The organism is Trichormus variabilis 0441 (assembly GCF_009856605.1).
GTDB lineage: Bacteria > Cyanobacteriota > Cyanobacteriia > Cyanobacteriales > Nostocaceae > Trichormus > Trichormus variabilis.
Genome location: NZ_CP047242.1, coordinates 6,327,400 through 6,347,925 on the forward strand (window position 1 = coordinate 6,327,400; position 20,526 = coordinate 6,347,925).

23 protein-coding genes are annotated in these 20,526 nt (G+C 41.4%); 6 read left to right on the forward strand and 17 right to left on the reverse strand.

From position 1 onward, the window contains the following. Nucleotides 1–79 precede the first annotated feature (79 nt). Both GSQ19_RS26120 and GSQ19_RS26125 read left to right on the forward strand, forming a co-directional pair. A complete protein-coding gene (locus GSQ19_RS26120) occupies nucleotides 80–1,609 on the forward strand; it encodes a nitrogenase component 1 (protein ID WP_011320717.1) in 1,530 nt (509 codons plus the stop codon). Between the two features lie 45 nt (nucleotides 1,610–1,654). Continuing rightward, nucleotides 1,655–3,055, forward strand: a complete 1,401-nt coding sequence (locus GSQ19_RS26125; RefSeq protein WP_011320718.1) for a nitrogenase component 1 — start codon at nucleotides 1,655–1,657, stop codon at nucleotides 3,053–3,055. A 68-nt stretch (nucleotides 3,056–3,123) separates the two neighbouring features. Here the strand turns inward: GSQ19_RS26125 and GSQ19_RS26130 are convergent, their stop codons facing one another. Then, complete coding sequence (locus GSQ19_RS26130; RefSeq protein ID WP_011320719.1) at nucleotides 3,124–3,618, reverse strand: PIN domain-containing protein; 495 nt, start codon at nucleotides 3,616–3,618, stop codon at nucleotides 3,124–3,126. Then, a complete protein-coding gene (locus GSQ19_RS26135) occupies nucleotides 3,615–3,863 on the reverse strand; it encodes a UPF0175 family protein (protein ID WP_011320720.1) in 249 nt (82 codons plus the stop codon). Before GSQ19_RS26135 ends, GSQ19_RS26130 begins: the two co-directional genes overlap by 4 nt. On the opposite strand from GSQ19_RS26135, the gene GSQ19_RS26140 reads away from it, so the two are divergent. Further along, on the forward strand, nucleotides 3,850–3,987 hold the full coding sequence (locus tag GSQ19_RS26140; RefSeq protein WP_153228438.1) for a hypothetical protein: 138 nt from the start codon (nucleotides 3,850–3,852) through the stop codon (nucleotides 3,985–3,987). The two genes, GSQ19_RS26135 and GSQ19_RS26140, sit on opposite strands and share 14 nt — an antisense overlap. A 226-nt stretch (nucleotides 3,988–4,213) precedes the next feature. Here GSQ19_RS26140 and GSQ19_RS26145 read toward each other — a convergent pair whose 3' ends face one another. Continuing rightward, the gene (locus tag GSQ19_RS26145; protein WP_153228437.1) at nucleotides 4,214–4,825 is read right to left on the reverse strand and encodes a hypothetical protein; all 612 of its coding nucleotides are present in this window, start codon (nucleotides 4,823–4,825) and stop codon (nucleotides 4,214–4,216) included. A gap of 182 nt (nucleotides 4,826–5,007) precedes the next feature. Here GSQ19_RS26145 and GSQ19_RS26150 point away from each other — a divergent pair, with 182 nt between their 5' ends. After that, entirely contained in the window at nucleotides 5,008–5,238 is a 231-nt protein-coding gene (locus GSQ19_RS26150) for a type II toxin-antitoxin system Phd/YefM family antitoxin (protein ID WP_011320722.1), read from the forward strand. Then, complete coding sequence (locus GSQ19_RS26155; protein WP_011320723.1) at nucleotides 5,235–5,621, forward strand: type II toxin-antitoxin system VapC family toxin; 387 nt, start codon at nucleotides 5,235–5,237, stop codon at nucleotides 5,619–5,621. Before GSQ19_RS26150 ends, GSQ19_RS26155 begins: the two co-directional genes overlap by 4 nt. Nucleotides 5,622–5,746: 125 nt before the next feature. Here the strand turns inward: GSQ19_RS26155 and GSQ19_RS26160 are convergent, their stop codons facing one another. Together GSQ19_RS26160 and GSQ19_RS26165 are read right to left on the reverse strand one after the other, a co-directional pair. Next, nucleotides 5,747–6,568: an NADPH-dependent oxidoreductase gene (locus GSQ19_RS26160; RefSeq protein ID WP_011320724.1), complete on the reverse strand. Its 822-nt coding sequence runs from the start codon at nucleotides 6,566–6,568 to the stop codon at nucleotides 5,747–5,749. A 399-nt stretch (nucleotides 6,569–6,967) separates the two neighbouring features. Further along, entirely contained in the window at nucleotides 6,968–7,642 is a 675-nt protein-coding gene (locus tag GSQ19_RS26165) for a 2OG-Fe(II) oxygenase (protein WP_011320725.1), read from the reverse strand. Between the two features lie 16 nt (nucleotides 7,643–7,658). On the opposite strand from GSQ19_RS26165, the gene GSQ19_RS26170 reads away from it, so the two are divergent. After that, nucleotides 7,659–8,261 (forward strand): TetR/AcrR family transcriptional regulator, encoded by a 603-nt coding sequence (locus GSQ19_RS26170; RefSeq protein ID WP_011320726.1) that lies wholly within the window; start codon nucleotides 7,659–7,661, stop codon nucleotides 8,259–8,261. Between the two features lie 34 nt (nucleotides 8,262–8,295). On the opposite strand, the gene GSQ19_RS26175 is transcribed toward GSQ19_RS26170, so the two are convergent. From GSQ19_RS26175 to GSQ19_RS26230, 12 genes are all read right to left on the reverse strand, one after another. After that, complete coding sequence (locus GSQ19_RS26175; RefSeq protein WP_224311868.1) at nucleotides 8,296–9,399, reverse strand: ABC transporter ATP-binding protein; 1,104 nt, start codon at nucleotides 9,397–9,399, stop codon at nucleotides 8,296–8,298. A 47-nt stretch (nucleotides 9,400–9,446) separates the two neighbouring features. Next, complete coding sequence (locus GSQ19_RS26180) at nucleotides 9,447–10,145, reverse strand: ABC transporter permease (protein WP_041456340.1); 699 nt, start codon at nucleotides 10,143–10,145, stop codon at nucleotides 9,447–9,449. A 144-nt stretch (nucleotides 10,146–10,289) separates the two neighbouring features. After that, the gene (locus GSQ19_RS26185; RefSeq protein ID WP_011320729.1) at nucleotides 10,290–11,171 is read right to left on the reverse strand and encodes an ABC transporter substrate-binding protein; all 882 of its coding nucleotides are present in this window, start codon (nucleotides 11,169–11,171) and stop codon (nucleotides 10,290–10,292) included. Nucleotides 11,172–11,399: 228 nt separating this feature from the next. Further along, entirely contained in the window at nucleotides 11,400–12,518 is a 1,119-nt protein-coding gene (gene nifV / locus GSQ19_RS26190; RefSeq protein WP_011320730.1) for a homocitrate synthase, read from the reverse strand. A 27-nt stretch (nucleotides 12,519–12,545) separates the two neighbouring features. Beyond that, a complete protein-coding gene (locus GSQ19_RS26195; protein ID WP_011320731.1) occupies nucleotides 12,546–13,676 on the reverse strand; it encodes an XRE family transcriptional regulator in 1,131 nt (376 codons plus the stop codon). A 388-nt stretch (nucleotides 13,677–14,064) separates the two neighbouring features. Then, nucleotides 14,065–14,448, reverse strand: coding sequence for a type II toxin-antitoxin system VapC family toxin (locus tag GSQ19_RS26200; protein WP_011320732.1), 384 nt, complete (start codon nucleotides 14,446–14,448; stop codon nucleotides 14,065–14,067). Then, the gene (locus tag GSQ19_RS26205; RefSeq protein WP_011320733.1) at nucleotides 14,445–14,681 is read right to left on the reverse strand and encodes a type II toxin-antitoxin system Phd/YefM family antitoxin; all 237 of its coding nucleotides are present in this window, start codon (nucleotides 14,679–14,681) and stop codon (nucleotides 14,445–14,447) included. The genes GSQ19_RS26200 and GSQ19_RS26205 overlap by 4 nt, the downstream gene beginning before the upstream one ends. 67 nt (nucleotides 14,682–14,748) lie before the next feature. Continuing rightward, nucleotides 14,749–15,102 (reverse strand): hypothetical protein, encoded by a 354-nt coding sequence (locus tag GSQ19_RS26210; protein WP_011320734.1) that lies wholly within the window; start codon nucleotides 15,100–15,102, stop codon nucleotides 14,749–14,751. 68 nt (nucleotides 15,103–15,170) lie between these two features. Further along, nucleotides 15,171–15,998: a nitrogenase iron protein gene (gene nifH, locus GSQ19_RS26215; RefSeq protein ID WP_011320735.1), complete on the reverse strand. Its 828-nt coding sequence runs from the start codon at nucleotides 15,996–15,998 to the stop codon at nucleotides 15,171–15,173. 113 nt (nucleotides 15,999–16,111) lie between these two features. After that, a complete protein-coding gene (gene cydB, locus GSQ19_RS26220) occupies nucleotides 16,112–17,125 on the reverse strand; it encodes a cytochrome d ubiquinol oxidase subunit II (protein ID WP_011320736.1) in 1,014 nt (337 codons plus the stop codon). Nucleotides 17,126–17,146: 21 nt separating this feature from the next. Next, entirely contained in the window at nucleotides 17,147–18,565 is a 1,419-nt protein-coding gene (locus GSQ19_RS26225) for a cytochrome ubiquinol oxidase subunit I (protein ID WP_011320737.1), read from the reverse strand. 788 nt (nucleotides 18,566–19,353) lie between these two features. After that, nucleotides 19,354–20,061, reverse strand: a complete 708-nt coding sequence (locus tag GSQ19_RS26230; protein ID WP_011320738.1) for a CAAD domain-containing protein — start codon at nucleotides 20,059–20,061, stop codon at nucleotides 19,354–19,356. Nucleotides 20,062–20,526 lie beyond the last annotated feature (465 nt).

Consider the following 20,526-nt stretch of genomic DNA (forward strand, 5'->3'; position numbering starts at 1 on the left):
TCTCATCACTTCCTCTGTGTTCCTTTGCGCTTACCTTAGCGACCCTCTGCGTTTTCATAAAAAATGGGAGAGAGGTATTATGGCAACAAATATGGATGCGAATGTCGTATTTTACGGACATTTAAGCGAACTGTACCAACTGGCAAAGGAAGGTAAGATTAAAACCACTTTACAAGGTAGTCATACTCGACCCTGTAAATTTTGGGCTGCAACCAAGATTTTAAGTGGGATTAAAGATGCGATCGTCATTTCTCACGGGCCGAGTGGCTGTGCTTATGGGGTGAAGCGGGCGTATAAACTCACCAATAGCCGTAACAGTGGTTCTCCTTATGAACCCGTTGTCACCACCAACATGAGTGAGAAAGCGGTAATTTTTGGGGGTGAAAAAGAATTACGCGGTGCAATTCTGGAAGTAGATCAAAAATATCATCCTGATGCGATCGTTGTTGCTACCAGTTGCGCGTCGGGGATTATTGGCGATTGTGTAGATGAAGTAGTGGGTAAAGCGCGTAGCGAAATCGACGCAGAAATCATGACGATACACTGCGAAGGCTTCGCCGGAGAGTATCGTAGTGGCTTTGATATTGTCTTCCGCCAAATTGTAGACTTCATGGAGCCACCCACCCCAGAACGCCAAGCACAACTAGCTGATTCTGTCAATATTGTGGGCGCAAAGATGGGGCCAGAAAGGACGGAAGTAGAAGGAGATGTCAAGGAACTGAAACGACTGATCAAAGGGATGGGTGCAAGAGTTCACAGCGTGATTGCAGGGGACTGCACATTAGAAGAACTCAAACAAGCACCAAGCGCAGCCGTTAACTGTACCTTATGTTTGGATCTGGGCTATACCATCGGTAAAGCTATGTCAGATAGATTTGGTACACCTTTAAATTCGACAATTCTGCCCTATGGTATCAGTGCTACAGAAAAATGGTTGCGCGGGGCGGCAAAATATTTAAAGATGGAAGCACAAGCAGAAGCCCTGATGGAACGGGAATATGCAGCCATCAAAACAGAATTTGAAGCAGCCAAGAAATATATCGAAGGTAAGTTAGCCATTATCGAAGGACATGACGCTATTAAGTGCTTGTCTATCGCCCATATGTTGGAACGCGATTTTGGGATGCGTGCTGTTATTTATAACTTCCATCCCTGGAGTACGGAAGCACGAGAAACCAGTGTAGATTATTTGCTAGAAACAGGCTTAGACCCAGAAATTTTAATTACCAAAGGGACTTTAGCTTTTGGTAAGTACGAATCAATGAAACAAACTGAAGATGAATTACTAGAATTTATCGGTGGTTTAGATGCTGATTCTGTAGTTTACTTCGGTTCTTCCTTGAGTTTCCCCCACATTCCCGTTGTGGATTTAAACGCCATCTTAAATCGTCCCAGATTTGGCTATCGCGGAGCTTTAAAGGTCGCTAAGTGTATTAAAACCGCCCTTGAATATGGTTTTAGACCCCGCAGTTCCCTAACCAAGCAAATGGTATTCCCGAAAAACTCAGGATTAGCATCTGCTCAATCACTCACCGGAAAATTAGCCCAAGACTTGCCAGATTGCACCGTATACGCAGGTAAGAAACGGGGCAAATGTTTTAACGAGTAATAACTGAGCCGATTGTACCGTATATGCAGAGAAGAGAACAGGAAAATGTTGTCAGCAATAACAAGTGAAAACTCCCAGAAACTCAATGTCATACCCTCCCACACCGAGCCACTAACCTTTGATAATTGCGACCACAGCAAAGACCCAATTGTCGGCTGTGCGTTGGAAGGTATCGCTAACATGGTGGCGGGGATTAAAGATGTCAGTATTGTGATTCACTCTCCCCAAGGTTGCGCCTCTACGGTGGCGGCTGGCTATGATAACCATGAGGTTGATTTCACTAAGCGCAAAGTCGGTTGTACGCGCCTGTTTGAGTCAGATATTGTCATGGGTGCGTCTGAGAAACTCAAAGGTTTGATTAAAGAGGCGGATCAATCTTTCAAAGCTAAAGTGATGTTTGTCGTTGGTACTTGCGCCGCAGATATTATCGGTGAAGATATTCAAGGATTATGCAATAGTATCCAACCAGAAATCAACGCCAAGCTTGTACCTCTGCTGGCTGGTGGTTTTCGCGGTAATGCTTACGATGGCTTGGAAATGGGCTTAGAAGCTTTACTTCCTTTCATCCAAAAAAGACAGAAGCGGCGCGGCGGTAAAAAACCCAGAATTGTGAATATTATTGCACCCCAAGCAAATGTCAATCCTACTTGGTGGGCTGATTTGCAATGGGTAACGCAGATGTTAAAATCTTTAAGGATTAAAGTACAGACCGTAATTTCTCATGGTACTTCCTTTGAAGAACTGGAAAAAGCGGGTAATGCAACTGCCAATATTCTTCTCAGCCATGATGTGGGGTATAAGTTTGCGCGGAAAATGCAAGAAACCCATAATATCCCCCTAATTCTGGATGATATACCTTTACCCATTGGTGTGCAGAATACTACACGCTGGTTGAAGGCTTTAGCAGCACATTTCAAAATAGACGAAAAAAGAGTAGAACCTCTCATCAACGAAGGTGAAAACAGGGTTGTAGAAACTCTTCGCAAACGCGCATTGATGATTATTCCCCGATATCGTAACTGTAGAATTGCTGTGTCTGCGGATGGGACAATGGGTATTGGGTTGGTGAGAATGCTGTTTGAAGAATTGGAAATGATTCCAGAAGTGTTGTTGTTCCGTTCAGGAATGCGCGAATCTCGTTCAATTCTAGAGCGAGAATTACAAAGTATGGGGATTTCTCCCCGTGTAGTGTTTTCTGCTGATGGGTATCAGATTAAACAAGCCTTAGCTGATGTTGATACTGATGCTGTCATTGGCTCGGCTTGGGAAAAATACATGGCGGAAGAATTGGGAATTAAAATTGCTTTTGATGTATTTAGTCCGACAAACAGAGAGACTTACCTTGATAGACCATATTTTGGCTATGAAGGTATGATTAACATGATGGAAGTTGTTGCTAACGATTGGGAAAGAGCATTTCGTTCCAAACATATTCATTGGACTTAGATGGAGTGCGATCGCTCTCTAAGAAGGTAGGGGCGATCGCTCTTTTGGTCAGTGCAGGCAAGAAAAAACTAAGTTTCGTTCACTATGATCAAAATTTGGTTGTACAGGGCTGAAGATACTCGAAACTCTGAGGTAGCAATCAAAGCATCCATCAGAGGTTGCACAGCTAAAATTAAATTTTTTCGTTTTGCCTCAACCAAAATACCCAGTAGCCCAGTAATTTTGATTCCTAAACGGTCGGCTTCTGCTCTACCGCGACGCTCATCAATTAGTAGTAAATCTGCTTGAAGTTCCAAAGCTAGGGTAATTGCTTCAGATTCCCCAGGATCTAATCTCACCTCACTTTGAAGCCGTTCCACAAATTCACGGTTAGCAATTAATTTGACTTCTAACCAAGTAGCTGTTTGGACTTCCACAGTTCCTGGTACGGGCGGATCGATGTCTACAAGTTCACGATACACTGCCTCTGGAATTATGACTTGCTTGTAGAGAAGAGGCAGAAGCCTTAGCTGGTCTATTGCTGCCAAGTTCGTGATTGCTGATGTGTCGCTAATGACAATCACAATCGCCCCAACTCCTGTAAGTTTTTCAAATCCAATTCCAAATCTTCAACATCATAGGAATACAGGGCAATTTTTCGCTGTTTCAGAAGTTGGCGAAACGCATTGAGGGGCATATCTGCTAACTGGCTGGCGTAGCCAAGGGTTAAACGACCACTTTGAAACAGATATATGGCAATTTCCTGGCGAAACTCACTTGGTGTCAGTTGTGAGGCTTGCAGGATTTCATCTGAGATGACAACGCTCATAAGAAAACTAACTTATATATCACCCTTTCATTTTAATCTGGGCGATCGCTTCCACAGTCACAGTCTTAAATGCGATCGCTCTTTTGGTCAATGCTGGCAAGGAAAAACAATGGTACGGCGATAAGCGATCGCAGCCACCAACTTCACTTGCACATACTTTAAAGTCTATAGTTGAGAGGTCGATAACAACATAACCTATAACTCAGCAAACTAACGTTCCTAGTCAGATATTCTCAAATACTTTGGCACTTTACTAGCGGACAGTGACAATCCGCAGCACTCTAGTTTACTAAACAGCTTGACTTTGGAGTTTTGGGAAATACAACTTTTTTTGCAATTATAACTATACTCTATTCAAAGTCCAGATTAGAACTTAACTGAGATGAAAATTTAACCGTCTTTTTAGATTCAATATTGAATGCGAATACATCGACAATATTGTTTAGTGACTCTTGGCGAATTACCTGTGTTGTGTAGGGTGAAAGTAAATTAACTAGCTCTTGTTTTGTAGAGACAATAGCTCCCTGTTTGCAACTTAGTAAACTTTCATAAAAAACAGCCCATCGAGTGTAATAAACATTGTTGTTAGCTGGAAATTTATCTGGAATAGGTTTTTGATTTTCATATACTCTTAAATAGTGCAAGCTATTTCTAAAGTCTGAAGCTTTCTTGATATCTGAAAGACCGTAGTAAATCCAGGGAAAATTGGTAAGAGTTGTATGCTGACGTTGGTCAAGCTTCCAGTAGTCAATGCCATTGTGGTACAGAGCTTTGTACTGTATACCAAACATCTTTACGGAAGTTCCCATATTATATAGAAAATCGGCAGGTAGATATCTTTCAGTTCGTTGGTCAATAGGATAAACAAGGATTTCATGACCAGCATTAAGGAGGAATTCTTCTATTTGTCTGCTTGTCCAGTATTCAACCTGTCGTTCAGCAATATAAGTAGCATCTGTCATCTTTACATTACTTAGCTTCAATAATTTCCACATTACTCTAACTGATGACTTTTGAACTAATTGCTGTCTAAATGTCTTTTGTATGAAAATTTTACATATAATTTTCTATCATCTCTTCAGTAGTGTCATAATTGAAAGGTTAAGACATAGAATAAAGACATAGTTTTTAAAGGTGGTGTATCATGCAAATACCCATTGCAGACGCATCAGAAGAGTTAGTTCGTTTAGTGGAAGCGGCTTTGCAGGGGGAAGAAATTGTCATACTCAAAGATAATCAACCTGTGGTAAAGCTGACTGTAGTAGAACCAGTACAAAAGCGTCGTCCTGCTAAGGCTGGTAGTGCAAAAGGTCAAGTCTGGATGTCTGAGGGCTTTGACGAACCGCTTGAGGATTTCAAGGAATATATGGAATGAGATTTCTGCTCGATACTCATACATTTATCTGGTTTGTCACTGATAGTCCACAACTTAGCACTACTGCAAAGATACTGATTGAAGATGAGTACAATGAGAAATGCTTAAGCTTTGCTAGTGTTTGGGAAATGGCAATCAAATGTAGTCTTGGCAAGTTGAGCTTCAATTTACCACTTCACACTTTTGTTGAACAACAGATACAGCAGAATAGTATTGACTTACTCAGCATTCAAATGCCCCATCTCGCAATTGTTGCCACCCTCCCGTTGCATCATCGTGATCCCTTCGACCGTTTGTTAATTGCACAGGCGATCGCAGAAGGGATTCCTATTATCAGTGCTGATGTTGCTTTTGATGCCTACTCAATTAGGCGATTGTGGTAAGGATTTTGATATCTAACTCATTTTTACCTGATTCATTTTCAAAGCAGAAAAACATAGCAAAAAGTTGAGCGCAGGAAACCCACGCTCAAGACTTTTCAAAGCAGAATTTTTCCTATTGAATGAATTTACAATAACTTGAAGCCGAAGTTATTGAGAGTCTCACGCAAATTCTTGCAACCTTTGAGATAATCTAGAGTGGCGATTCTCTCGGCGGAATGTTCTGACCAATCACCGGCGACGTTCATGTTTTGTTCGGTGTAGAACTGTTTCATAATATCGTTGTAACGAGCGATCGCATCTTCTTGTTCTGCTAATTTATAAGTCTCTCGATGCAATATAGCCTGCTGGGGTAAACGTGGTTTTACTGCTGGTTGGACTTCAGGATTAGGAAAGCCTAAACACTGTCCAAATACGGGGAAGACGAAAGGCGGTAAGTTCAATAAGGTGGCGACTTCTTGGGTATGGTTGCGAATTGCACCTATGTATACTGTTCCTAAACCCAAGGATTCAGCAACTACAGTCACATTTTGCGCTGCTACGGAAGCATCAACTATGGCTTTTACCAAAAGTTCAGTGTATTCCAACGCAACATGAGCTAGTCCACGACTATCAGCAATTTGAGCCAAACGACCTAAATCGGCTAACCATACTAAGAATACCGGAGCTTGTTTGACATGGGCTTGATTATTGGAAAAACGATATAGTTCTTGTTTGCGTTCTTCGTCTTCAACCGCTACCACACTCCAGCTTTGCAAGTTTGCGGAAGTAGGCGCAGATTGAGCCGCAGCTACTAATAACTCGATAATTCCTGGTGGTAAAGGATCAGGTAAATAAGACCGGACTGAACGGTGAGATAATATTGTTCCGATAGAGTCATTCCAGGGAATATTGTAATCAAAAGGAATTTCACCGTAGCGCGATCGCAAAACTTCCACAGGATTAGTCATAATTAAAAACTCCCAACATTTCAAAGTTAGACTTCTTGAATAAATCTTTTTTGTCTCACGCAAAGGCGCATTCGCCGTAAGGCGTTCCCGCAGGGTAGACGCAAAGAAAGATGCTAGAAGCACGATTTTGCAAGATGTCTATTGTAAAAACCGTGTTCCTCTGTGTTTATCAACTACTCAGGAAACAAAAACACAATCTTAGTCAAAGATTCCAATTCACCTGACGAATAATAATCAGAGTAAATATCCACTGCTAATATTTCTCTTACCGACACAATAAAAGAGATAAATATCAGCAAAACAAACAGCGCCGGAATCATTTGTTTCCAAAGTCTTGAGAAATGATAAACTTTGCTATTCATCATCCATTTTTCCTAGACAATAATTAGGAGGTATTCACTAAACATTCCGAAAAAAGGCTACTCGTAAAGCCAAGCGACTTTCAGATGTAGGAGAAGTAACCGGAGTTACCATGTGCCAAGAATTATCAGAACGCACAATCACAACTGAAGAATGACTCAAAGGTAAGATATCTTGAAAAGCCGAATCCGGTTCAGAGCCTTTAAGAATCCGCAAACAACCACCCCAATTTTCTGACCATTCTTGATTGAAAAATAGCAGATGAGTTAAAACCTTATTCGGTTCATCTGTATGGGGAAAATGTTGATGTCCTGATTTATATTGACGAAATCCAATATCCATTACACAATCTGTCAAATCTAAGCCAGTCATATCTCCCAAAGCTTGACGATAAGCATTTGTCCAGAGTCCTTCTATCAGATTTCGCCACGCATGACTGAGGTGTTTTAAGTCAGAAGTTAGTTTTCCTTGTGCAAGGCGTTGTCGCCAGCGATCGTCTTTAAATTTGAGTAGTAAAGGAATATCTTGACTAGAAGCAATTATCTTTCCCCAGTAATAGCCGTAACCCTCCCCTGTTGATAGGAAAAAATCTTGTTTGGGAAAACTGGCGGTTAATTCTAGACTTACTTCTTTTGATAATAAATCTTTAATTAAAGCCCAATGATACGGAACTTTTTGGATGACTGCGGTACGAATAGATTGGAGATTTATCATGATTTGGTTAAGGTAGATGACTAAACTAAAAACAAAACGTAAATCTGTCTACGATCGCATTTTGCAAACAGCATCAGATTTGTTTTATCGGGAGGGTATTCGCAATGTCGGTATTGACAGAATCATTGCGGAATCTGGTGTAGCAAAAATGTCGCTGTACAATCATTTCAAATCAAAAGATGCTTTGATTGAAGCTTGGTTACGACAAGAGGATGAAAAATGGTGTCGATGGCTAAAAACCACAGTTGAACAACAAACCTCTGAGCCTGCTAAACAACTTTTGGCAATCTTTGATGCTTTAAGAGAATGGTTTGAAAGCCCAGATTTTCGGGGTTGTGCATTTATTAACGCCTCCGTAGAATTAGCTAATCCTGACCATCCTGGGTATCGAGTAGCACTAGAACATCAACACGCGATTTACCACTACATCAAAACTCTCGCGCAAGCCGCAGCCCTGACATCACCAGAACAACTAGCCAGACAATTGCTTTTGCTTGTACAAGGTGCGATCGTAGTTGCCATGATGGAAGGCAGTTGGTCAACCGCATCCCAAGCGAAGAAAGCGGCATTAATTCTCATTCAAACAGCATCAACATCAACTCTGCGCCCCTCTGCGTAAAACTCCGCGCCCCTCCGCGTTTAAAAACTCCCACTCATACAAAATGAGCATCTCTTGGATGAAAAGCCAACTTAATCAAACTGTGATGGTAAACATTCTCTGACACATCATTACGAGGAACTCTAGCCGTTAAAGTTTGTTCTCCCACCTTCACCTTGATGGTATAAGTTCCCACACCCCGCACAATCCGTTCTACCCTGCCTTGAATAGAGACTGATCCTGGCTGTTGCGGAATTGCAGAACGTGTATCGTCAATATGGAACGCATCGCCGGATAGACAACAGGCTGTGATGGGTGCATTGATTTCGCCATAATAAGAAAACTCCATAGTGTTAGCTAACTTAATCAAATAACCACGGTGTTCTGGTTCTATTTGACAAGGGATGACGTTATCCATACCGACAAGTCTGGCGAGTTGTTGGTTAGCTGGACGACGGATAAGCATTTCTAACTTATCGTCTTGGATAATTCCACCGTCAAATAATGCGATCGCGCGATCGGCAAAATTCAAGATATCTGTAAAGTTATGGCTGACTAATATCACCGCAGCCCCTCTAGCTTCCGCCCATTGGCGAATTTTCTCGATGATTTGCGGACGAATCGCCACATCTAAGTAGGCGGAAGGCTCATCTAATAACAGCAATTCTGGATCAGCTACCAACCCACAGGCAATACACACCCGCTTACCTTCGCCACCAGAAAGGGCGCGGGCTTGTCGATGTGCTAAATGTTCACAGCCGAATGTTTCCAGGGCAGTATATACCCTATGCTTAATTTGGTGCTTGGGTACACCGCGAAACTGTAAGACTCTGGCAACATTATTAAATACAGTGTCATCCAACAGTAATGTTTCTTGAAACACCAATGCAGAACGACGACGCAAGGCTGTTTGATTCACTTGACGAGCATCCTGTCCAAATAATTGCATTTCCCCACAATAGGATTGCAACATATTGATGGTTCTTAACAGGGTGCTTTTACCCGCACCATTAGGGCCAACTACAGCGACTAATTCCCCTGGACGCACAGCGAAATTATCAATTGATAGAAGATTTTTGCGGCTTTTACTATCAACGTTCACCTGACGCATATTCAGGATATATTGATTGATTTCCTCCTGATTTTCCTGTGATTTCATAGGAGGGGATTCTAAATTGATAAACGACCTTAACTTATGCAATTTACTCATAACATCTTCTTATCGTGCTGCAAGATAGTCAGCGACACCACAATGCTGTAGGTGATGAACAGGAGAATGTACGCGATCGCCATCGCCACCTCAAAGTTACCTTTTTCTACTTCTGTGACAATAGCTGTAGTTAAAACTCGCGTCTGTCCTTTGATATTTCCCCCCACCATCATCGATGCGCCAACTTCCGAAATGACGCGACCAAAACCCGCAATAATGGCAGCTATCAAGCCTAATCGTGCTTCCTTAATTAATAACCAATGAGCTTGCCAAGGTGTCGCCCCCATTGATAATAATTGCCAACGTAGTTTCGGATTAATACTGAGGATGGCAGCAAAACTAAAACCCGCAACTATCGGGAAAGCAATAATAGTTTGAGCGATAATCATGGCTGTGGTTGTGTACATTAAATCCAAGTCACCCAAAGGGCCAGAACGCCACAAAAATAGACTCACCACCAAGCCAACCACCACAGGCGGTAATCCCATTCCGAAGTTAACGACGCTGTTCAATACAGGTTTCCCGATGAAATCTTCTAAAGCCAACCACAAACCCAAAGGTACACCCAACAACACACTAATAGTTGTCGCCACTCCAGAGACTAGCAATGTCATCGTCATTACCTCGATAACATCGCGATCGCCACTAATTAATAACTCTAGAGCCTTATTCGCTCCATCAATGATTGTATCCACGAGTTTCTTATGAATCGAAAATAAACGTGATGTCCTCTCTAACCTAACCCCCAACCCCTTCCCTACAAGGGGAAGGGGAGTAGAAAATAAAGCCTCTCTCCTTGTAGGGGAGAGGTTTGGAGAGGGGTTTTAAGAATAAGTAATCTAAAACCCATAATCCTTTTCACTCTTACCCCCATCAGCAAAAAACAATGGCTGTCCAAGTTCTTTCCTACCGTGAGCAGCAATTATTCTCTGTCCTTCAGGAGATAAAACAAAATCAATAAAAGCCTTAGCTCCTGCACTATTAACTCTGGGGAATTTCTGCGGATTTACTTGCATTACATGGTACAGATTTAATAATTTCCTGTCTCCTTCTACCAACACCTGCAAAGAATCAAGATTCTTTTTCTGAAATAGATAGGTGGCTCTATCTGCTAATGTATATCCTAGTTTTTGATTAGCAACCTGTAAAGTTCTCGCCATTCCTGAACCTGTTTGTTGATACCAACTACCAGCAGGGTTAATATTAGCTTGTTGCCATAAGTCTTTTTCTAATTTATTCGTCCCTGAATCATCACCTCTTGATACAAATAATGCTTGATTTTTGGCAATTGCATTAAACGCTTGGACAACATTTTTGCTACCTCGAATCTTGGCTTTGTCAGGATTACCCGGCCCTACAATTACAAAGTCATTGTGCATAACTAAACGGCGGTTAGTCACTGCACCACCTTGTAAAACTTTGCGTTCGGCTTTGGGTGAATTGACAAATAGCATGTCAACTTCGCCTTTTTCTGCTAAGGCTAATGCTTGTCCAGTTCCTACGGCAACTTTTTTGAGTCGATAGCCTGTTGTTTTCTCAAATGCTGGAACTAAATCATCAAGTAATCCGCTATCTTCGATGCTAGTTGTCATGGCGACAATGACATTGCGATTTGTAGGAGATTGAGCGTTGGCTTGTGGTGTTAAAAAATTACCAATGTCAGCAGTTACAACTGCTAAACAAGAAGCTAAAGCTGCAATTACGAATCTTCTTTGAACCATATACCCTCTCAGGATTTACACAGATTAAACCAAACGATAATTTTGGTTGATTTTTATAGTTGGTAAATTAAATATGCTTTGAATTTTTTTATAAAAATCTGAGTCTTTTTACTAACTCAGCAAGTATGGAACGCAGATGTAGACGCGCAAGCGGCTTGCCGCAGGCTACGCAGATAATACCTCCGCAGACTAGAAAGGCTATAATTTCCCCTCTACTCATTCAGGTTTTTATCTTTGAGGAACTAAACTTAGTAGTTCTTCAACGGTGAGGCTGCGTTTGGTTTTGACTGATTGATGGCGGACTGCATCTAATACTGATTGAATTTCGGCTTGGCCGAGGGTGATACCGTGTTGTTCCAGGACGCTGAGTAGGAGATGGCGACCGGAATGTTTACCTACTACTAAGCGTCGTTCCCAACCTACGTCTTCTGGTGCGAATGGTTCATAGGTGATGGGGTTTTGCAGTACGCCATGAGCATGAATCCCTGATTCGTGTGCAAAGGTATTTTCACCAACGATCGCTTTCCAAGGAAGTACAGGGAAATTAGTCGCTTTGGAGACTAGTCTTGATACTTCTACGAGTCGTTTGGTATCAATACCTGTGGGTATATCGTAGAGATATTTGAGTCCCATCACTACTTCTTCTAAGGGTGCATTTCCGGCTCGTTCACCTATACCATTGACGGTGGTGTTCACAGATATCGCGCCAGCTTTTACACCGGCTAAGGTGTTCGCTAAGGCCATACCAAAGTCGTCATGTGTGTGCATTTCGATAACAATTGATAGGTGCGATACCAAATGACTAACTTTTTTGTAGGTGGTTGTGGGGTCGAGAATTCCTACGGTATCACAGAAGCGAAACCGAAACGCGCCCCATTCTTGGGCAGATTGGGCAACTTCTAGTAGGAAGGATTCATCGGCTCTGGAAGAGTCTTCGCCACCGACGGAGACAGATAAACCGCGATCGCAGGCAAAATTAATTGCATCCCGTAGTTTATCTAAGACTAACTGTCGTTGTCCTTTGAATTTAGCAGCTATCTGAATATCGGAGACGGGAACAGAAACATGAACTCTATCCAAACCACAATCGATAGATGCTTGGATATCTGACAAATTCGCCCGATTCCAGCCGAGTAGTTTGGCATTTAATCCTAATTTGGCAATCCTTGTAATCGATTCAGCTTCTTCATGTCCCATTGCGGGAATGCCAACTTCTAATTCGTGAACACCGATAGAATCGAGTAGAGAGGCGATCGCAATTTTTTCTTCCACATTAAAGGCTATACCCGCCGCCTGTTCCCCATCTCGCAAGGTTGTATCGTTAATGTGAATAACCACGTTGTTCATAGTAAATAGATAACTAATTGTTTAACTCTAAATAGTTGCGACAACTTCACCAATGTCGCTGATGTCATAGCCGCCTAGAACTTCTAATTGTGATTGCACTAATCGATGTCCCAAGATACTCAAAAATTGCTGTACTGGTGCTTCTTCCAAGTATTCCTTGAGAATCACTAAGTCATACCGCGCTTGATGCAAGGGGATAAATCCCAAACCAAAAGCCGCCGCTACAGAAGCCGTACTCACCCCCGCATCAGCGATACCTGCGGCGATAGATAAGGCTACATCCTGATGGCTATGGACAATATGCTCATATCCTTTAATTGTGTTTGCTGATACTTTTTCCTCTTTGAGTTTGCGTTCTAATAGCATCCGACTACCAGAACCAGGTTCGCGGTTAATGATTGTGGCTTCTAGTTCCACCAAGTCAGATAAGGATTTGATTTCCATTGGATTCCCCGGTGCAACTACTAGTCCCTCTTCCCAAATGCCCAGAGTGATTAAAACTGCACTTCTACCATCCAAAGCTTCTCGCGCAAAAGGAATGTTATGTTCTCCTGTTTGCGGATCGTACAAGTGCATCCCTGCAATGTGGACTTCACCCCGATTTAAACTACGCAAGGCAGCCATACTATTAGCAAAATGATAATGGACGCGTAGCTGGGGATGCCAGCGTTCAGTCGCTCTGGCTAAGAAGGAAATAACTGGTGTACAACCAGCAATGACGACTGTATTTTGTAATTTGTCCAAATCATCAAGCAGCCGCACCTGGACTTTATTCGTATGTGTCTGACTCTCTGCTCTTCCATCAGCAGGAATCATTTCCATCCGAAAAGCTTCCTTGCCCACGAGAGGATAAGCTATCCATTGACCGCCAACCTTTGCTAGACTCACTCTCAGTTGTTGTCCAGTGGGGACTGGTTTAGCCAGAACTGCTTCAATTTCAGGTAAATCATCTTCTAACCAGAATAAGTTTTCGACTTGACAACCCAGTGCTTTAGCTAAACGTAAAGTAATGGCGACAGAAGGCGCATATTGTCCAGATTCCACACCACTAATCGTCTGACGGGTTACGCCAGCTATATTAGCCAAATCTTGCTGGCTCATGCCTAAACGGGTTCTGATAGACTTGATGTTGTTGCAGATATTGATATCTAGCTTCATGAGACTTTATTTACTCCGTGACAAGAAGCTACCACGAGCAAATTGCATCTGCCGAGGTAATAGCACAGCCTTCTACTATATATTTGAGAAGACTGGTGATTGAGTTGAGATGACTGCATACATATTCCATTACTTGCTGGATTGCTATGCTCACAGCAAATAATTTGTCAGTTGAATTGATTGCGAGTTGATTTACAGGTTTTGTCCCCCCTTAACGCAAGTTTAACATACATTTCGCCAAAATAATTGCTAAAGAAAAAACTTTTTATACCTGTATTTTGTGTCAGTAATGTATATGTAGTTACAGAAATTTGTGACTTTTATAGTTTTAACAAGCCAAGACCGTCGAAACGAGTAAAAAAGCACGCAGAATTGTTGGGCTGCACTGCTATATAACACTGACTGAATAGGCACGAACTGCTGAATCTACTGTCGCAATTATCAGACCATTTTGTAAGGCTTGACAGATAAGCATTCTGTCAAATGGATCACGATGTAATAATGGTAATTTAGCCAGTTGAATCACACTATTTTCATCCAGAGCAAGACTGGCAATCTGATGAAGATCGCGCTGTTTGGGTAAATAAGTTTCCGGCTGCTCCGGCAGAGGTAGCTTACCCAACTGGTACTTAACAATTGCTTCCCAAATTGAAACTGAACTCAGATAGACATCATTGTCTGGATCACGAATCGCATCCCGAACATCTGTTGACAACTGAGTATCGCCACTAATGAACCATAAAAAGATGTGCGTATCCAGCAGAATCCTCATTTGCCCTCAAATGTACTGAGAATATCTTCTGGCAAAGGAGCATCGAAATCATCTGGAACAGTAAACTCACCTGAACACAAACCAAATGGTCGCAATTGCTTATTACTGGCGATAGGTCTAAGTTCAGCGATCGCTTTATCTGCTTGAACAATTACAATTGTTTCACCTGCCTCCACTTGACGCAGATACTTGGAAGGATTGCGCTGAATTTCATCAACTGTCACGCTTAACATAAAAAGCCTCAGTATAAGCTCAAGGGATAATAATCTACCTGATTCAATTGTAAATGATGAATAATTCCTAGTGTTCTAAATACTGTGATACTAAAAATTGCAGTTCTAACCAGAGAATGGGGTCTTTTTGTTTTAATGTAGAACAGCGATCGCGGATAATGCGTGTAGCATCCATACAAATTGCATTGGCTATTCCCATATCCTCAGCGACACTTCTGAAAGTTTCTGCAAAACCAGTAACCGTAGCAAAAACCTGATGAGGAGCAAAAATCACAAAATATTGTAGAAGTTTTTGCGGTTTTCCCCAATAAGAGTTCACAAGTTCGACATGGCAATATGGCAAAAAAGCACTCAGTTCAGGACAGCGTTCTTTCACTACAGTAGTAAATTTCTCAACTAAGGTTTCTTCTGTCAGCATCATCAAAATGCTCCTTGATTTAGAATATGTGGGTGTGGGGGTTTAGCGGTATAAGGGTGTAGGGGGAACATTTATACGCTCAAAACTCCAGAATTGACCAACAGTTCTTCTAGCTGTTCATCAGATAAAGGTTTGGGAATAACAAAATTTGTGTTTTGGTCAATGGCTTTGGCTAAGTTACGGTAATGCTGTGCTTGTTCGCAATGAGGTGCATACTCAATCACCGTCTGACTATAAAATTCCGCTTGCTGTACAATTTTGTCTCTGGGAATAAAGGCAATCATTTGAGTTCCTAATTCTTCCGCAAAAGCCTTAACTAAATCATCTTCTTGCTCAATATTGCGAGAGTTGCAAATTAAGCCTCCCAGCCGCACACCGCCAATAACCGTATATTTGTGAATCCCTCGACAGATGTTGTTAGTGGTGTACATAGCCATAATTTCGCCAGAAGTAACGATATAAACTTCTTGCGCCTTTCTTTCCCGCATCGGCATTACAAAGCCACCGCACACCACACTACCCAAACCATCATAAAAAGTGTAATCAAGTTGGAGTTTTTCATCATAAGCACCAAGTTGTTCTAACAAGCCAATGGATGTAATTACACCCCTACCTGTACATCCCACACCAGGTTCAGGGCCGCCCGATTCCACACAAAATGTCTTACCCCAGCCTTCTTTGCATAAATCTTCTAAATGCAAATCGTCTGATTCTTGACGTAAGGTATCTAAAACAATCTTGGGGTGCAGTCCTCCTAACAACAACCTGGTAGAATCAGCCTTGGAGTCACATCCAACCACCATCACCTTACGCTCTATTTCCACTAAACCAGCTACCATATTTTGGGTAGTTGTAGATTTACCAATGCCCCCTTTACCGTAAATAGCAATCTTCCGCATGACGTTCACCAATAGAAAGAATTTACCTCACGCCAAGGCGCAAAGGCGCAAAGGCGCAAAGGTTAAGATAACTCTGCGTACCTCTGCGCTTACCTTAGCGTCCCTCCGCGTTTCTACTCCCCATAATGAGGGCTAACAACCTTACCTCTAAATACTCGGTAAAGATAAATGTTGTAGAACAGTAGAATCGGCACAAAAAAGCCGATGAAAGCAATCATGAAGGCTTGGGAACTCAAAGAGGAAGAAGCCTGATAGATTGTGATTTGGAAAGGAATGATGTAGGGAAATACTACGAAAGCTAACGCCAGAATAGTGATCAAGAAAAGTACAATTGTCCAGATAAAGGGCTTGATTTCTTGACGGCGGTTGATACTATTCATCAGTAGTCCGGCTGCAACGGTCGCTAAGACAGGAATAGCAGCAAATATCACTACTTCTGGTTGATGGAATAGCCTTTCTTTGACTTGTTCGTAAAACATTGGTGTCGCAATTGTCAGCACTAATGCACCCAAGTATGTGGTGAAGGCACTAAATTTGGCGGTGATGTAGTGATATCGTTTGAGTTCACCTTCTGTTTTGGTAATCAAATAAGTTGAGCCAATCAATACATAGCCTTGAACAACTGTTATCGCTACTAATATTGATGGTAAATTCAACCAATCCCAAGTCCCACCAATAAAGTTTCCGGCTGCATCTACTTTAATTCCCGCAATCACGCCACCTAATACTAATCCTTGGGAAAAAGCTACTAACAAACTACCGCCACCAAAACCAATGTTCCAAAAGGTTTTGTCTAAGGAGTGTTCCCGAAATTCAAAGGCGACGGCGCGGAAGATAAACCCAATCACCATCAGGGTAATCGGAATGTAGAGGGCATTAACGATAGTAGCGTAAGCCAGGGGGAAAGCTCCATACAACAAACCTCCCGTACATACTAGCCAAGTTTCATTGGCATCCCAAACGGTGCTGAGAGTATTGATAATGATTCCCCGTCGTGCTTCGTTAGCAGCAGTTAGGGTCAAAATGCCTACGCCTAAATCAAAGCCATCGGTAATTAAGTACAAGGTGAGGAACAGGGCAACAAGTCCAAACCAGAGCAATGGTAGAGTGGTGCTTACGGATTCCATGAGAGTTGTGATAATTGGGTATTAGTTGTGTACGCTTTCTGTGATTTGTCCTATGTCGCTGTGCTGTCCATCTTGATTGGGTAAGGGTAGTCCGAAATTCGGCCCTTGGAGAACTATCCGACGACCAAAATATAAGGCGCAGGCGAACAATAATAGGTAAATACTGGTGTAACCCAAGAGTGAAACTAAGACGTTGCTGGCTGGGACATTAGAAACAGCATCGGCTGTGCGAATTTGTCCATACACAATCCAAGGTTGTCTACCAACTTCTCGTACCATCCAACCAGATTCCACGGCGACATAACCCAAGGGTGCAGCTAATATCCACGCCCGCATTAACCAAGTTTGTTTGGTAATATTTTCCGCACTCAGCTTACCGCGCAACCATTGGACAACGCTGACACCCATCAAACCCAGGAAAAAGAAGGCAATACCTACCATGATGCGGAAGGTATAGAATATCAGGGAAACTGCGTGGGGTCTGTCTTCTGGTTTCCACTCATTTAAACCCAGTACAGGTTCGGAAAGTGTGGGCTTCATTTCCAAAACCATACCTAAACCATTAGGAACACTGAGTGACCAATTATTCTTGTTCTCTTTATCGTTAGGTGCAACTAAAACATTCCAAGGTGCTGCTTCGCCTGCGGGTACAGTGTCCCATAAAGCCTCGATCGCAGCTAATTTACTGGGTTGGTTGTGGTATACTTCCTCACCACTGAAGTGACCAATGACAATTTGTAGGGGTGTGACGAGAATAGCTAAGGCGATCGCAATCTTGAAAGACTTGCTAAAAAACTCTTGATAACGCTGTTTGAGAATGTACCAAGCACTAATCCCACCAATCACAAACAAAGCGGTTTCGAGAATCGCCAAGATCATGTGAAACCAACTATTCAAAGCTGCGGGGTTAAAAATGGCTTCTAGATAACTGTGAACCAGAAATTTACCATTCACCATTTCCCCACCGGCTGGTGTTTGCATCCAAGAGTTAGCAACAATAATCCAGAAAGATGAGAGACTAGCACCAACCGCTACACATAAGGTTGCGAAGAGGTGCATCAGTGGTGGTATTTTATTCCAGCCATAAATCATAATCCCTAAAAAAGCAGCTTCTAGCATAAAGGCCATCGTACCTTCAAAGCCTAAAATACTACCTAAAAAATCACCCACAGCCAGAGAAAATGGGGCCCAGTTTGCACCAAATTCAAATTCAATAGCTACACCAGAAGCCACACCAAGACCAAAATTGAGAATGTAGAGTTTTGACCAAAAACGTGCATGGTAATAAAAAGTAGGATTTTTGGTTTTTAGCCATAAAATCTCGACAACAAACAAATACCAAGACATCCCAATTGTGAGGATAGGCCAAAACATATGAAAGATGCTGGTGACTGCAAATTGAAGACGCGACAGCATCACTGTATCTGAAAGAAAATTCATCGTGTGTTCTCCAATATTCTCTCCATGAGCCGGTTGTGATCAATCCAAATCTTGAATCCGTCAAACACCACGAGATTTACGCACATTATTTGAGATGAAGGGATGATTATTCAAGAGTAATATCCAAAGCTAATCAGGCAACTTTTACGAAAAAACCATCTCCTGATTTTGAACTTCAACTCTTTCAATCTGAACGTAAATATTAATCTTACACTAGATAATTTTTGTTGCTTTTTCTGTATTTAGTGTCACCAAATATGCTAAATATCATAATTTTTAAGTGAATAAATCTCTAATAAATCCCTCTATAAACCTGCTCTATTACTCAGAAATCAACATTTAATTAATGAGTAGTAAACTTCGACTATTCGTCTTATTAAATTATCAATATTTTTCATATAATAATAGTGCCTTCTAAGATGCTTCTTCGACACTTTGTCTTTTGACAATAGCACTCTCATACAGTATTTAATATATTAGTTATCTCGTTTATTCTCTGTGCCTCCCTTCGGGTTTGCAGTTCCTTCAAGTCGGCAAAGCCGCCCAATGGACTGCTCACTGTGCCTCTGCGTGAGACTTTTAGACCCTATATTCAATGACAATGAGTCGTGTGAAAAATTGTAGGTTGGTTTGACGTAAAGAAACCCAACACCAACATCTATGTTGATTTTCCAAAATTTATGTTGGGTTTTGCTGTGCTGAACTCAACCTACATCTTTCGGTGCGTTATGACTTACGCTTAACACACCCTACATATAAGACAATTGAAAATTGACTGAAAACCCTAATTAACCTTCATCACCATCAACAATTTCTTGCTTGATGAAGCGGATTTTTGTAGCTAATTCCTTGCGTGTAGAAGCTTTGAGTAAATAGCGCAAGAAAAACCATGTCACCGAAACCATGCCAATGAACTCAAAACTTAAATTGACCACAGGAATATCATTAACAGTGTATAGTAAAACCATGAGTAGTTTTACCGCAAATAGCATTACCAAAATTAAGCTAATGCCAATAATGATGCGCTTATATTCTACAGAGAAATTACCCAGATATTGAGAGGATTTAGCTAAAAATCCCCAAATATTCTTCCCAACTTCCATCCATTGAATAACCTGCTCATTATTTGGTAATACCTGAGCTTCAACCTGAGCAACTTCCGATTCTAATATCACTTCATCGGAAGTTAAATCAATGCGCCTTAATTGTTCTAGTCTGCTTTCCATAATGTTCCTATTGTCGGTAGTGGCAACGTTGTTAATTTCTAAATTCAGGTATTGTCTATCTGGTGTAGAAAGATATGACATATCAGTGACATAAGCTTTGGCATCTACACAATTACTGTTATCACTAGATATTGCCAAAATAGTCTGTTCATCAATGTGTTCTTTGGATTGACTGACTCCGGTAAATCCGGGACATTCTACACAATAGATGTATACGTGCTTCTCCCTTTCTGGAATTGTTTCGTCGCACCTTAATAGTTTTAGAGGCATTCCTTTATTCTCCTTGGCTAGTTTTTAATTTAAAAAATAGGTAAGGATAATTAAACGCAGATGAACACAGATAGACGCAGATAATTTTGTCCGTTATTAGGGTAGAAAATGCCATAAAGGACTAAAGTCCTGACTACAAGCTTGAATTAGCAATGTTGTAAACATAGATCAGAACAAAGTCGAAAAAGGTTGGGTTGCGCGCGTTCAACCCAACTTACTTTTCAGCCTCATTGAAAGTCGTTGAAATTCAATTCACTGTCTCAACTATTTAAATAATAATGTTCTCGTTGATTAGTGATAGTAACTAGAATGACAATTATAAAAATAAATTCGAGAATTTTATAATATATTTTATGTATTTTTAAACAAAAAAATATTCTGTCTATTAATCATTTTTATGGATGCGCGTAGACAGAATATGTAAATATGAGTGTTGTTATATTCTATATATATTATTGACTTTGA

Coding starts and splice junctions, on each gene's coding strand:
- cydB (WP_011320736.1), bottom strand. CDS start 17,125: ATGGAATCCGTAAGCACCACTCTACCATTGCTCTGGTTTGGACTTGTT.
- GSQ19_RS26230 (WP_011320738.1), bottom strand. CDS start 20,061: ATGCCTCTAAAACTATTAAGGTGCGACGAAACAATTCCAGAAAGGGAG.
- GSQ19_RS26160 (WP_011320724.1), bottom strand. CDS start 6,568: ATGACTAATCCTGTGGAAGTTTTGCGATCGCGCTACGGTGAAATTCCT.
- GSQ19_RS26120 (WP_011320717.1), top strand. CDS start 80: ATGGCAACAAATATGGATGCGAATGTCGTATTTTACGGACATTTAAGC.
- GSQ19_RS26185 (WP_011320729.1), bottom strand. CDS start 11,171: ATGGTTCAAAGAAGATTCGTAATTGCAGCTTTAGCTTCTTGTTTAGCA.
- GSQ19_RS26145 (WP_153228437.1), bottom strand. CDS start 4,825: ATGACAGATGCTACTTATATTGCTGAACGACAGGTTGAATACTGGACA.
- GSQ19_RS26195 (WP_011320731.1), bottom strand. CDS start 13,676: ATGAAGCTAGATATCAATATCTGCAACAACATCAAGTCTATCAGAACC.
- nifV (WP_011320730.1), bottom strand. CDS start 12,518: ATGAACAACGTGGTTATTCACATTAACGATACAACCTTGCGAGATGGG.
- GSQ19_RS26170 (WP_011320726.1), top strand. CDS start 7,659: ATGACTAAACTAAAAACAAAACGTAAATCTGTCTACGATCGCATTTTG.
- GSQ19_RS26205 (WP_011320733.1), bottom strand. CDS start 14,681: ATGTTAAGCGTGACAGTTGATGAAATTCAGCGCAATCCTTCCAAGTAT.
- GSQ19_RS26140 (WP_153228438.1), top strand. CDS start 3,850: ATGACAACGCTCATAAGAAAACTAACTTATATATCACCCTTTCATTTT.
- GSQ19_RS26225 (WP_011320737.1), bottom strand. CDS start 18,565: ATGAATTTTCTTTCAGATACAGTGATGCTGTCGCGTCTTCAATTTGCA.
- GSQ19_RS26135 (WP_011320720.1), bottom strand. CDS start 3,863: ATGAGCGTTGTCATCTCAGATGAAATCCTGCAAGCCTCACAACTGACA.
- GSQ19_RS26165 (WP_011320725.1), bottom strand. CDS start 7,642: ATGATAAATCTCCAATCTATTCGTACCGCAGTCATCCAAAAAGTTCCG.
- GSQ19_RS26210 (WP_011320734.1), bottom strand. CDS start 15,102: ATGATGCTGACAGAAGAAACCTTAGTTGAGAAATTTACTACTGTAGTG.
- nifH (WP_011320735.1), bottom strand. CDS start 15,998: ATGCGGAAGATTGCTATTTACGGTAAAGGGGGCATTGGTAAATCTACA.
- GSQ19_RS26155 (WP_011320723.1), top strand. CDS start 5,235: ATGAGATTTCTGCTCGATACTCATACATTTATCTGGTTTGTCACTGAT.
- GSQ19_RS26125 (WP_011320718.1), top strand. CDS start 1,655: ATGTTGTCAGCAATAACAAGTGAAAACTCCCAGAAACTCAATGTCATA.
- GSQ19_RS26150 (WP_011320722.1), top strand. CDS start 5,008: ATGCAAATACCCATTGCAGACGCATCAGAAGAGTTAGTTCGTTTAGTG.
- GSQ19_RS26175 (WP_224311868.1), bottom strand. CDS start 9,399: ATGAAATCACAGGAAAATCAGGAGGAAATCAATCAATATATCCTGAAT.
- GSQ19_RS26200 (WP_011320732.1), bottom strand. CDS start 14,448: ATGAGGATTCTGCTGGATACGCACATCTTTTTATGGTTCATTAGTGGC.